Here is a 12531-nt window from a genome sequence, read left to right as displayed (position 1 = left end):
AGTTTGAGCGTCCATGCCTAAAAAGTTTATTCAAGGACTAATACCCGATCCGCGCAAGCTTCAATCTGTGAAGTCATTGCGTATTTTGGGGAGTTGGGTGCACAACCCGAACTATTGGCACTTGAATAGGCGCAGTGCATCAGGGGCTTTCGCGATTGGACTCTTCGTAGCGTTCTTACCTTTCCCGTTACATATGCTTATTGCTGCAGCCCTTGCAGTCATGACACGCGTAAACGTACCTTTGTCGGTCGCGTTAGTGTGGATCACTAACCCACTCACGATTACCCCTTTTGTATACGCTTCTTACAAAGTAGGAACGTTTTTACTGCAGCAACCGGGACAGTCTTTCCAATTTGAGATGAGTATCGCTTGGTTTACTTCAGGCATTTTAAACATTCTGCCAGCCCTCATGCTCGGCAGCATCGTTATCGGTTCTCTCGCGGGCTTAACGGGCTATATAGTTGTGCGCAGCATGTGGCGACATGCGGTGAGAAGTGCATGGAATGCTCGGCGTGAAGCACGCCGGTTACGGACTGAAGGTTAACGGTGTCGTAACGATTCCGCAGGAGCCACTTGCGCCGCTTTACGGGCTGGGTGAATCGTAGCAAGTAAGCTTGCGACAATAGCCACTACGGTTACAAATAAAACATCTTGCCAGGCCACTTGCGTTGGAATTCGGCTAATAAAATAAATATCCGCTGGCAACACTGTAGCTCCGGTCAGTCGTTCTATGGCGGCAACAAACGTAGGCAATTGAATAGCGCCAATAACGCCCACAAATGCACCTACAATAGCTCCTGGAATACCACTTAACGCGCCCTGCCATACAAATGTTTGTACCAAGGTTCGGTCTTTTATACCCATAGTTTTTAAAATAGCGATCGAGGCCTTCTTTTCCTCAACCTGCATCATGAGCGTTGCCACGATATTGAATGAAGCGACCACCATGACCAATACCAGCACCAAATACATTACCACTTTAACTAGCTCGATATCTCTATAAAGGTGACCTTCGGTTCTCATCCAGTCATGCATGTAAGCGTATTCATTGGTTTGATACCCCACTTCCGATACGGTACTTGGCGCAGAAAAAATGTCGCGAAGTTTAAGTCGTACAGCGTTGGCACTATCGTCGAGCTGTGTAACTTCTTGCCCTTTGGTTAAGTGTATAAAAGCAGTGCGAAAGTCTAACTCTCCACCAAATTGAAAATACCCCGCAACTTCAGCATTAAATCGTTTTGGTTTACTTAAGCGGCTACCTACCGAACGCTGTTCACCTAATTCAGGCAACATGAGTTGTAATGTTTGCCCTATTTCAATTCCTAATTGCTCAGCTAAGCCCTGACCAATCAGAATACCTTCGCTGTTATTTTGAAAGTTTTGCCAATGCGCTGCAGACACGTAACTTTCAATGTCTGAAACACGATGTTCCAACTCAAGGTCTATTGCACGAACTTGCACGCCATGAAACTGTTGGTTTTGTTGCAGCAACCCGGTAAATCGAATATTAGGTGCAGCCGCAATAACATTGCTATGTTGCTCAGCTGTTGCAACTACATTGCGCCAGTTCAATAAACCGCCTTGCACTGCTTCAACTTCAGCATGAGGAACAACCGCCAGTAGCTCGTTTTCAAGAGAAGCTTCAAAACCGTCCATGACCGATAGCAAAATAATCATGATCGCTGTGCCTAAACCAATTCCCACAGAAGAAGACCATGAAATAAAGTTTAAGTAACGATTACTACCTTTGGTTTTTCGAAAGCGGCGAGCTAGTTGCAACGGTAAGTTCATTAAGACGCCTCAACCAATGTACCGTGATCCATAGCCATAGTTCTCGGCAATGCGCGAGCCAATTCATAGTCATGGGTAACCACAATAAAAGCGGTTCCTAATTCACGATTAAGCTCTACCATAAGCTTGTAAATTAGTGCTGCGGTGTCTTCGTCTAAGTTACCCGTAGGTTCGTCCGCTAACACCAATTTCGGCTTGTTGACTAGTGCTCTTGCAATTGCGATACGCTGACGCTCACCACCAGAAAGTTGAGACGGTAAGTGATTTGCTCGCTCGCTTAACCCTACACGTTCTAATAAAGCTAATGCTGCTTGTTCCGCGTCTTTAGGATTTAAGCCTGCGATCAGCGCAGGCATAGCAACATTCTCCAGCGCGGTGAATTCATTGAGCAAATGATGGAATTGATACACGAACCCCAAATGCTGGTTACGCCAGTTCGCAAGTTGGTTGGTATTGAGTTTACCAATTTGCTCACCTGCAACCTGAAGTTCGCCAGAGTCAGCGGTATCTAACCCACCTAGCACATGAAGTAAGGTGCTTTTCCCAGAGCCAGAGGAGCCTACGATAGCTAACATGTCGTCGCTCGCAAGTTTCAAAGAAACGCCTTTCAGCACCGGCACTTCCCTTGCTCCATCGGCATATGTTTTGAATACATTGTTAATTTCGACCAAATTATTCATGCCGTAGTATCTCCGCGGGTCTTATTTGCGCAGCCCGAAAGGCTGGGTAAATGGTTGCTAATAAGGTGAGCACAATTGCTAAACCAAAAATTGTGAGAATTTGCACAATTTGAAAATCATACGGTAATGCTTCGCCTTGACCGAAAATAGACACACCCACAGCTGTCAAAATAGGATTTAACGACACGGTAATGAGTAACCCTAGAACTAGACCCACGGTTGCACCCACACCTCCTGTGTATACGCCTTGTAACATCAGCGTGCGATAAATACGGTGGGGTGTCATGCCCAAGGTTTGCAACACAGCAATGTCACCGCGTTTGTCCTGCACTAACATAACAAGGGCGGAAATGGCATTAAAAGCAGCTACGATAACAACCAATGTCAGCATCACCATCATCATGGTTTTTTCCATTTTTACTGCAGAGAACAAACGACCGTATCGCTTTTCCCAACCTTGCACACTCATGCCACTCATCTCTGCCTCTGCAAATGCTTGGTTCAACTGTTCGACTACCGCAGGTGCAGCAAATGCATCTTTCAAATAAAGGCGAATAGCAGTGACCTGCTCGGGTTCATAGCGAAACAGCCTACGCGCGTCTTCGCCATGTAAAAATATAATTTGCTGATCAACTTCCGAGCCAGCTGAGAACAATCCCACTACAGTAAAGTTTCTTTGCGCTGGAATAGCTCCTAACAATGTATATCGTTGGCCCTCAGCGGCCATTACACGAACACTATCGCCAATCCAAACATTGAGTTGGTTCGCTAAACTTCTTCCCAGTACAATGCCATATTCCCCGGGTTCAAGGTTAGTGAGGCGGCCTTGCACCATAGAGCTTTGTAAAATGCTTTGCGGTGGCTCAAGGTCCGGAAATACACCTTGTAGCCGAACGGGTTGCATGTTCTGGGTACCTTGAACTAAACCGTCAGCACTTAAAAAAGGAGACCAAGCTTGCACTTGCGCGGGAAACTCGACTGCCTGGGCTGTGCTTTGCCAGTTCTCTAGTCGCCCAGTATCAGCTTGAGAAATAGTGACGTGCGGAACGAGCCCTAATATTCTGGCTTTTAATTCATGTTCAAAGCCATTCATTACGGAACTCACAACAATTAATGCCATCACACCTAATGTAATGCCAAAAGTTGATACTCGTCGTATAAAAGCGGCAAAGCCTTTTTTTCTTTTACTTCTGCTATAACGCAGAGCGATAAATAATTCGGCTGGTTGAAACATGCAACTACCATGTAGAGCACCGAAAATTCGGATGCTTGCTAAAAACAATCCTTCAAGGATAATGACTAGAACGGTTTGACACAACAGAGAACTATGGAGTTTCCCATGAGCGACAGCGCATTAGCACGATATCAGGAGTTTTACTGCATTGCAGAAGCCGTGCCTGTAAGCGTTATTCCTGTTACTGCAGAGCAAGTTCCAGACAGCTTTGAAGTGTTTGAATCCGAGGTGCCAGAAGTGTTTCGGTTAGCCAACGATATTCGTGCTGTGGACCAAAACAGTGCCCAAGCACTTCGTGGTCTAGGTGATATTGCGAAAGTGATTCAAGACGTACTGCACCAGCAAAATACCAAATTAAATTTACTCCTCGGCTATGTACTGAGCCGTGAGGACGACAGCGATCACCGTTTCCAAACACTCGAATACGGTGGTGGAGGATTCAAAATAGAGGCTCCCGCGAATAGCTTTAAAGAAGGTGACCTAGCACAAGTTAAGCTATTTTTACGCGACATTGCAGCGGCAGTATATGCGTATGCCGAAGTAGCTGAAGTCACTGCAAGCGGCGAGCAACAGCAGGTCACGCTAGCTTTTAACCTCATTCGAGAAGACGACCAAGAAATTATTGTTCGCGCCAGTTTGCACGCACAAAGCCGCTTGCTGAAAAAACGCGCAGAAGATCGCAAAGGTTAAACCCTCAAGGGAAGTTTCTTGTATACTGTGGCGGTTTTTTCTAAGTCGAATCATAAGCTGTTGTCCTAATGTCTAAATATTCTTTATTTGAACCGCCAGTGAGTCAGTCGAAAGAGCTCGATATTACCTGGAAAAACCTCGTGGGTAGTAGTTTGGCACTTGCGATTAGTAGTGCCCTTAAAGCAGAGCAAAAGCCTATGGTTATTGTTACTGCAGACGCCCCTTCCGCGTACCGGTTAGAAAAAGAAATTAATTTCTTTTTAGGACAAGAAGACACGCCTGTTTGTGTGCTTCCTGACTGGGAAACCCTTCCCTACGATAGCTTTTCTCCGCACCAAGATATTATTTCCGACCGTTTAAGTATTCTTGCGCAAATGACCACGATGCGAAGTGGCATTTATATTGTTGCACTCAATACTTTACTGCACCGAGTTGCGCCCACCCATTTCATTACCGGCCATGCTTTAGCCATGAAAAAAGGCGACGTCAAACCCGCCGAGGACCTTCGTGCGCAATTAGAAAAAGCCGGATACAGGCATGTAGCGCAAGTTATGGAGCATGGTGAGTACGGTATTCGAGGATCAATACTCGACATATTCCCCATGGGTAATAAAACCCCATTTCGTATTGACTACTTCGACGACGAAATTGACAGCATTCGTATATTCGACCCCGAAACACAGCGCTCTACCGAAGAAGTACCCGAAGTTAACTTACTCCCGGCGCGTGAGTTTCCAACAACTAAAGAAAGTATTGAGCTATTTCGTAAGCAGTTCCGTGAACAGTTTGAAGCACAAAATGCGAAAGACTCGATATACCAGCAAGTGTCTCAAGGCATTCTGCCTGCAGGAATTGAGTACTATTTACCGCTATTTTTTGAAAGCACTGCAACTTTGTTCGATTACTTACCTGAGGAGTGTTTGCTGCTTACACAGGGCGACATTCAAGGTCAGCTAGCAAAACTTTGGCAAGACATTCGTTACCGCTACGAAGACCGTAGATGGGACAAATCACACCCCATACTTCCCCCTGAGCAAATTTACCTGCTGGAAGATCAAGTTAATGCTTCATTGGCGAACTTCCCGCGTATTCGTGTAGACCTCCCTGAAGGTACGCGCGCCAGAGGACCAAAAGAGTTCACGTCGACAGCAATACCCGAAATTAAAATTGATACTCGGCAAAAGCAGCCGTACGACAAGCTCAATAAAGCCCTTAAGTCTGCTGAAACACAGGGTAAGCGTGTTCTTTTTATAGCAGAGTCTGCAGGACGTAGAGAAAGTGTTCTTGGTTTACTGAAGCAGGCTGGTATACGTCCGCCTACATTCGGCACTTTTGAAAGCTTTTTGCAAGCAACCGTCCCCTTAGGTATTGCGGTGGGCCAGGTATCGCATTCATTCGCTACCGATCAGCTTCTGATTATTACCGAGACAGAACTACTTGGCGCGAGACCCGACACACGCAGACGCACCGACAGTTCACAACAGCAGAACCCAGACGCATTAATCCGCAACTTAGCAGAACTACGCATTGGTCAACCGATAGTCCACATTCAGCACGGTGTGGGCGAATACCAAGGGCTCACTACACTAGACACAGGCGGCGTAGCTTCAGAGTTCCTAACTCTCGGTTATGCCGACAACACTAGACTGTTTGTACCGGTCAGTAATTTACAGATGATTAGCCGTTACAGTGGGGGCGATCCAGACTCCGTACAACTGAATAAGCTAGGCTCGGACCAATGGGAGAAATCACGTAGGAAAGCAGCAGAGAAAGTACGTGACGTAGCCGCAGAATTATTAGACGTTTACTCTCAACGCGAGTCAAAGCCCGGCTATGCATTCATATTAGAACAAGAGGAATACCAAAAGTTTGCTGCGGGCTTCCCTTTCACCGAAACAGACGACCAAGTTCAAGCTATTCAAGCTGTACTTGAGGACATGCAACGACCTCGGGCTATGGATCGCCTCGTATGTGGCGACGTGGGATTTGGTAAAACAGAAGTGGCTATGCGAGCTGCATTCACCGCAGTACATGACCAAAAGCAAGTTGCCGTACTGGTTCCAACAACGCTACTAGCGCAGCAGCACTTTGAAAACTTCCGGGACCGTTTCGCAGACTGGCCCGTGCGTGTAGAGGTTTTATCTCGCTTTCGCTCGAACAAGCAGACCAAGGGTGTTTTAGAAGACCTAGAGAATGGCAAGGTAGACATTGTTATTGGTACGCACAAATTGCTGCAGAACGACGTTAAATTTGCCGACTTGGGTCTTTTGATTGTCGACGAAGAACACCGCTTTGGCGTTCGACAGAAAGAGCAAATTAAACGCCTACGTGCTGAAGTCGATATTCTTACGCTAACGGCTACGCCTATTCCTAGAACATTGAATATGGCGATGCACTCAATTCGCGATCTTTCAGTTATTGCTACCCCCCCGGCGCGCAGGCTAGCTGTAAAAACTTTCGTGCGTGAATACGACAAAGCCACTGTACGCGAGGCCATATTGCGTGAAGTACTGCGCGGTGGTCAGGTGTACTTCCTTCACAATAATGTAGAAACCATTGCGGCAACTGCCGAGCATTTACAAGAGTTGGTGCCTGAAGCGTCTATTCAAGTCGCCCATGGACAAATGGGCGAGCGCGAACTCGAACGTATTATGTCGGAGTTTTACCACCAGAAGTTCAATGTATTGGTGTGTACAACAATTATTGAAACAGGAATCGACATTCCGTCCGCGAACACCATAATTATGGACCGGGCCGACAACTTAGGCTTGGCTCAATTACACCAGTTAAGGGGGCGTGTCGGACGTTCTCACCACCAAGCGTATGCTTATTTACTTACGCCACATCCGAAACGCATGACCAAAGACGCAGCGAAACGACTGGAAGCTATTGCTCAACTGGAAGACCTGGGTGCCGGATTCGTATTGGCAACACATGACCTTGAAATTCGTGGCGCAGGCGAGCTTCTCGGTGACGAGCAAAGCGGACAAATAGAGTCTGTCGGGTTCAGCTTATATATGGAAATGCTGGAAGAAGCTGTTCAGTCACTACAAAAAGGTAAAGAACCCTCTCTCGACAAATTGCTTGAACTGCAAACCGAAATTGAACTGCGTATTCCGGCCTTGTTGCCTGAAGACTACATTCGCGACGTAAACACGCGACTTAGTTTGTACAAGCGGATTGCCGGAGCCGCGACTAAACAAGAGTTCGACGACTTGCAAGTTGAGCTTATCGACCGCTTTGGGTTACTACCCGAACCCGCGAAAAACTTGTTCCGTATTGGCGAATTGCGTGTTGTTGCAGTAAAACTGGGCATACGTAAAATTGATATCGGCCCGCAAGGCGGGGTAGTCGACTTTAATCCATCCACACCGGTAGAGCCTGGGTCTATCATTCAATTGATTCAAAAAGAGCCGCAAGTGTATGGTATGGAAGGTGCAACCAAGTTACGCTTAAGAAAAGAAACTGAAGATACGCAAGCAAGAATAAAACTGGTACAGTCTTTGTTAAGCGCACTTGAACAAGGTGCTGACGTTAGTTCACAAGGAGCTCAATAGTGGTTTCAAGGTATTTAAAAGTTGGGGTTTTCGCGCTTCTCGCTTCGTTGTCAGCAATACCGGCTGCACAAGCTCAAGAAGAGCCACTCGACGACGGCTACCGCTGGTTTGAAGTCGAAGTACTCGTTTTTAAATACAATGACCAAAACCCAAGTATTCAAGAGCAATACCCGCTTGAAATACGCCCTATTCGTGTGAACCGAGCTCGCTCATTAATTGGTGCAAAGCTTCGTCCACAACTCGATGGCTTATTGCACGCTTTACCCCGTTGTAGCTGGATGACCGACTTACCAGCAGGTGTAGGCGACTTAAACTGGCCTATTGAAAGCTACTCTATTGAACCACTACCGGATTTCACTTCCGACATATTCTGTAAGCTACACGAAGAGCGTATTGTTACCGATAATCTTTATCCAGCGCCTGCAGAGCGAATTGGTATGGAAGTTTACAATCCGACACCGGTGGTCGTAGCTGGCGAAGGTGGCGACGTTTTTACCACGCAAATTCCATTTTTAATGCCACAAGACAACTTGCGCTTCACTGAACTCAGAAACGACCTCGTTCGCAGAAATGCAGCAACACCAATACTTCATTCGAGTTGGCGCCAACCCGTATTCGGACGAACCACAAGCCGCCCACATCGCTTATTCGGTGGTCTTAACTTTACCCAAGACTTTGACTATTTAGGCTTCGCCAAACCTGAAGAGGAAACCGATTGGCTGTTCATTGACGAGTTAGAAAACGGCATTCAAGAAGCGAGCGAACCACTAACTCCAATTGAAGAACTTATTACCGCTATTGAACGCGGAGAGTTCAGGTTTGTTGGCCCTGCGCAAAATATTCGACGCTTGCCCGAACAACCTGACACTATGCCACAGAACCTGCCTCAAGATGTTTGGGAGTTCGACGGCCTTATGCAAATTTACCTTGTCGGAAATTACCTGCATATCGATGGCGAGTTTAACTTTAGAGAACCGGCCTCGTTCTCGCAGCAGTTTAGTAGCGCACAAGAGCAAGCCGAAGCGTTTTTAGAAGGTGAAATAGAAAGTATCGACTTCCTTAGAAGCTATTACCTGAATCAAGTAAAACGCGTGATTAGCCACGAAATACACTATTTCGATCATCCTAAATTCGGCGTTGTCGTAGAAATACGCCGCACCGAACGCTCCGCTCAAAACTAATAAAATGGGGTCAGAGCACTAAGTGCTCTGACCCCACCATTCAATTGAGAAAACCCCTTTTTGAACAATGCCTTTCATGCTTAAACGACTGTAAAGCGTACTTGCTTCAATATTTCCAGAAACGAAGCTTAAGGCTTTGCTACGTATGGGTTTGAGCTTTATTACAATGGGGTCAGAGCACTGAGTGCTCTGACCCCATTTTTGGGTTTAAGCGTGCCAACCTAATGCTTCAGCTCTTTTGGCAGCGTCTGCTGGGACATCTGTCGCCACAAAGAACTCATGCAAGATTTGAACGCCCAACATGTGGTTAATTACCGCGTCTAACTGAACTTGAATTTCAGCGGTAACGTTAGGGTCGTTATGAATCTCAAAAAGTTTTTCAACTTCTTCAAAGTCCAACAGCCCTGCACTTTCTACTTTTTCTTTGTTCAGGTATTTGTCGGCAAGCTTCTTCATTGCTTGCCACTTTTTCGGGTCGGTATGCGCCGGAGGCGCCATAAACGCAAACTTCTCTCGTTTATATAAGGTTTCCGGTAGCAAACCTTTCATAGCTTCTCGCAGCACCCATTTTTCCTTATTTCCACGGATACGTAGATGAGGAGGGATTTTAAACGCATGCTCTGCTAAGTGGTGGTCAAGAAACGCAGGACGAGCTTCCATAGAATTAGCCATATCTACACGGTCGCCACCCCAAGTTAGAATTTGCCCTTCCAACATGGTTTTAATCCAAACATATTGCGCTTTGTCGAGCGGATGACGCTCTTTAAGCATGTCTTCGTCTAACGTTTTCGCTATGGCACTACCTGCATCATACCCTTCAAGGTCACTCTGCCTAGTCTTCGCTATAAGCTTGTCGGCATAGCTAGAACAAGAGAGCCACGGCTGCACGCAACTTGGCGTAAAGCCCATTTTGTCCACAAACGCGTCGCTCACGAATTCTTCACGAGCAAGCATGGCTCCTTTGAAAAGTTTATTGTTCTTTTCTAATAACTCTTCCCACTCTTTGCGCTCTTCCGGCGGTAAATGGTCTAAACCATGTAAAAATAGGTCTTTACGGAATGCCGGATAACCGCCATAAAGTTCGTCAGAGCCCTCACCCGTCATCACTACTTTATATTTGGCTTCATTCACCTGTTGGCTCATTAAATATTTAGCAACGCCAAGGGTGTTATAAATAGTGCGCTCTGTATGCCACAGTGTTTGCTCGAAATGGCTATATAGGTCGTCAGCATTCAACGTCATAATATGATGATCAGCGCCGGTTGCTTCTGCCATTTCTTTTGCTATCGGTGTTTCGTCGTAGTCCGCTGAATCAAAACCTATCGTGAAAGCTTTAATTGGGTTCTGACTGGCAGCAGCGGCTAAACCTAAAATAGAACACGAATCTATGCCACCAGATAAATATGAGCCTACCGGAACGTCGGCGGTTAAGCGGTGCTGTACAGCCTCTAATAATTTCTCTCTAACACCTTGAACATAAGCATCTTCGTCTGGGTCACTGTCATGCTCATGCTCTAAAGGAAAGTCTACGTCCCAATATTTACGCTCTATGACACTCAATTTGCCGTTATTGCGCTTCACTGTCACCACATGCCCAGGAGCTACCTGTTTAATGCCCTCAAAAGCTGTCGTGCCAGGAACCATGACTTGAATAAGCTGATGATACAAACCTTCTGAAGAGAACTCGCGTTTCACTTCAGGGTGAGCAAAAAGCACTTTTAGTTCAGAACCAAAAACAATGCCCTTCTCTGTTTCTGTGTAATACAAAGGCTTAATACCAAAACGGTCACGTACTAAGTGCAGCTCGTCTTCTTGTTGGTCGTATAATGCAAAAGCAAATTCACCACGCAAGTCCGGCAACATATCAAATAAGCCTTTGCGGGGATAAAGTTCAATAACTACTTCAGAGTCACTTTTACTGGCGAAACGTGCGCCCTGGGCCGTTAATTCCGCACGAATACGTTGAAAGTCATAAAATTCGCCGTTGTGCGCGAGTAACAACCGGTTGTCTCGTGACAAGAACGGCTGTCGACCTCGATTCTCATCTAAATCGATAATAGACAATCGGGCGTGGCTAAAACCTACACCTGCTTCTGGTAATACTTTATAGCCATATCCGTCTGGCCCTCGATGATGCATGATCGCCGCCATATTGACCAAAACTTGCGGGGATATCATGTCTTTCGGATCTTGGTAAAAAACACCTGCAATTCCGCACATCTACTCTACTTCTCCTCTGTTGGTCATAACTGGATGCTTTAAACGACGTCAATAACTCGACCTGCACGCTGAACCATGCAAGTGAGTAACGCCATACGCATAAACACGGCACCTCTCGCCTGGCTGAAGTACCAGTTGTGAGGCGTATTATCCAAGTCTTTGTCGAGTTCATCTCCGCGGGCTAACGGGTGAAGAATAATTCCGTTTTCCTTTAAAGGTGATTTTGCGCTTAATGCGAATTTTGAACCGTAAGTTTCAAAGCCATCACCTTCCCAGGCAATCGCATTAATGTAAGTAATATCTAGGCTCGGTAAAACTTTGTTGAGGTCATGGCTAATAGACAGCTTTAAACCTTGCTGCTCTAATTCTTCACGTTGCTCCTCAGAGAAAAGATCTTTCTCATCCTTACAGTCTGTAATGATGACAACTTCTTTAAAACACTCTGAAAACACTGCGAGGCTTTTTAATAAACTTCTGACCGTACGCATTTTGCGAGGGTGGCCAATAACGCCCATTTTCAATTTGTCTTTCGCCTTGACCGGTCCTTCTAATAGGTCTGGTCGCCATTTAAATATGGCGTACATGTCGGCCATAGCCTGAGTTGGGTGCTCGTCGGTACCGTTTCCTGCATTAATAATAGGAATGCGTAGAGTGTCCATCATGAGTTCAATAGAGTCCGCATGATTGTCTCGAAGCACTACACAATCACCGTAGTTATTAAACATTTCCGCGACGTCTTCTAAGCACTCACCTTTCGCAATACCCGTAGTAGAACGGTCGGTAATCGACATAATGTCGCCGCCCAACCGATGCCAAGCACTTTCAAAGCTTAAACGCGTGCGTGTGCTGGGTTCGTAAAACGCGCTTATTAGAATTTTTCCCTGCAAAGGCGTACTGAACCGTAATGGGTTGCTTTCATATTTAGCAGCCAACCGAAATAATTGACGCATGGTGTCCTGACAAAATTGGTCAGAAGAAACCACATGCTGGTTAGAAAGTTTTAGGAGAAAGTCTCCGTCTTCTTGAATAGCTCTAAGCAGTGCCTTGGGGTGCGCGTCTCCGTACACGTCCGGGCGCTCGCGATCAAACGAGGGATCATTCACTGTCATAGGGTTACCAAATCTCTTTTGCCTTTACATCAATGAAAAACAACACTAACAAAATAAGCGGAGTTGCCG

Annotated in this window: 9 protein-coding genes; 4 read left to right on the top strand and 5 right to left on the bottom strand. The window is 46.2% G+C overall.

Annotated elements, in window-relative coordinates:
• The first annotated feature begins 13 nt into the window (after nucleotides 1-13).
• A complete protein-coding gene (locus DQX04_RS00715; protein ID WP_111913884.1) occupies nucleotides 14-544 on the top strand; it encodes a DUF2062 domain-containing protein in 531 nt (176 codons plus the stop codon).
• On the opposite strand, the gene DQX04_RS00710 is transcribed toward DQX04_RS00715, so the two are convergent.
• Genes DQX04_RS00710 through DQX04_RS00700 form a run of 3 tightly spaced genes read right to left on the bottom strand, consistent with a single transcriptional unit; the run spans nucleotide 541 to nucleotide 3705 of the window.
• Nucleotides 541-1791, bottom strand: a complete 1251-nt coding sequence (locus tag DQX04_RS00710; protein ID WP_111913883.1) for a lipoprotein-releasing ABC transporter permease subunit — start codon at nucleotides 1789-1791, stop codon at nucleotides 541-543. The genes DQX04_RS00715 and DQX04_RS00710 overlap by 4 nt on opposite strands.
• Nucleotides 1791-2471 carry a lipoprotein-releasing ABC transporter ATP-binding protein LolD gene (gene lolD / locus DQX04_RS00705; RefSeq protein ID WP_111913882.1) on the bottom strand — a complete coding sequence of 227 codons (681 nt, stop codon included), beginning with the start codon at nucleotides 2469-2471 and terminating at the stop codon, nucleotides 1791-1793. Before lolD ends, DQX04_RS00710 begins: the two co-directional genes overlap by 1 nt.
• Nucleotides 2464-3705 carry a lipoprotein-releasing ABC transporter permease subunit gene (locus DQX04_RS00700; protein ID WP_111913881.1) on the bottom strand — a complete coding sequence of 414 codons (1242 nt, stop codon included), beginning with the start codon at nucleotides 3703-3705 and terminating at the stop codon, nucleotides 2464-2466. The genes lolD and DQX04_RS00700 overlap by 8 nt, the downstream gene beginning before the upstream one ends.
• Nucleotides 3706-3810: 105 nt before the next feature.
• Here DQX04_RS00700 and DQX04_RS00695 point away from each other — a divergent pair, with 105 nt between their 5' ends.
• The 3 genes from DQX04_RS00695 (at nucleotide 3811) to DQX04_RS00685 (ending at nucleotide 9133) form a co-directional block, all read left to right on the top strand.
• Nucleotides 3811-4395 (top strand): PilZ domain-containing protein, encoded by a 585-nt coding sequence (locus DQX04_RS00695; RefSeq protein ID WP_111913880.1) that lies wholly within the window; start codon nucleotides 3811-3813, stop codon nucleotides 4393-4395.
• Nucleotides 4396-4463: 68 nt separating this feature from the next.
• On the top strand, nucleotides 4464-7952 hold the full coding sequence (gene mfd / locus DQX04_RS00690) for a transcription-repair coupling factor (protein ID WP_111913879.1): 3489 nt from the start codon (nucleotides 4464-4466) through the stop codon (nucleotides 7950-7952).
• Nucleotides 7952-9133 (top strand): CsiV family protein, encoded by a 1182-nt coding sequence (locus tag DQX04_RS00685; RefSeq protein WP_165831906.1) that lies wholly within the window; start codon nucleotides 7952-7954, stop codon nucleotides 9131-9133. Before mfd ends, DQX04_RS00685 begins: the two co-directional genes overlap by 1 nt.
• Before the next feature lie 207 nt (nucleotides 9134-9340).
• Here DQX04_RS00685 and asnB read toward each other — a convergent pair whose 3' ends face one another.
• Both asnB and DQX04_RS00675 read right to left on the bottom strand, forming a co-directional pair.
• On the bottom strand, nucleotides 9341-11353 hold the full coding sequence (asnB, locus tag DQX04_RS00680; RefSeq protein WP_111913877.1) for an asparagine synthase (glutamine-hydrolyzing): 2013 nt from the start codon (nucleotides 11351-11353) through the stop codon (nucleotides 9341-9343).
• A 38-nt stretch (nucleotides 11354-11391) separates the two neighbouring features.
• On the bottom strand, nucleotides 11392-12462 hold the full coding sequence (locus DQX04_RS00675) for an aspartate carbamoyltransferase (RefSeq protein WP_111913876.1): 1071 nt from the start codon (nucleotides 12460-12462) through the stop codon (nucleotides 11392-11394).
• Nucleotides 12463-12531 lie beyond the last annotated feature (69 nt).

This window comes from Aliidiomarina sp. B3213, assembly GCF_003290085.1.
In the GTDB taxonomy this organism is placed as follows: Bacteria; Pseudomonadota; Gammaproteobacteria; order Enterobacterales; family Alteromonadaceae; genus Aliidiomarina.
Note: the sequence above shows the minus strand (reverse complement) of the source record. Positions and strands in the feature narration are given on the sequence as shown.

Excerpts from the sequence above, each read along its gene's own strand:
- mfd (WP_111913879.1), top strand. The coding sequence starts at position 4,464 with ATGTCTAAATATTCTTTATTTGAACCGCCAGTGAGTCAGTCGAAAGAG.
- DQX04_RS00710 (WP_111913883.1), bottom strand. The coding sequence starts at position 1,791 with ATGAACTTACCGTTGCAACTAGCTCGCCGCTTTCGAAAAACCAAAGGT.
- DQX04_RS00700 (WP_111913881.1), bottom strand. The coding sequence starts at position 3,705 with ATGTTTCAACCAGCCGAATTATTTATCGCTCTGCGTTATAGCAGAAGT.
- DQX04_RS00715 (WP_111913884.1), top strand. The coding sequence starts at position 14 with ATGCCTAAAAAGTTTATTCAAGGACTAATACCCGATCCGCGCAAGCTT.
- asnB (WP_111913877.1), bottom strand. The coding sequence starts at position 11,353 with ATGTGCGGAATTGCAGGTGTTTTTTACCAAGATCCGAAAGACATGATA.
- DQX04_RS00695 (WP_111913880.1), top strand. The coding sequence starts at position 3,811 with ATGAGCGACAGCGCATTAGCACGATATCAGGAGTTTTACTGCATTGCA.
- lolD (WP_111913882.1), bottom strand. The coding sequence starts at position 2,471 with ATGAATAATTTGGTCGAAATTAACAATGTATTCAAAACATATGCCGAT.
- DQX04_RS00675 (WP_111913876.1), bottom strand. The coding sequence starts at position 12,462 with ATGACAGTGAATGATCCCTCGTTTGATCGCGAGCGCCCGGACGTGTAC.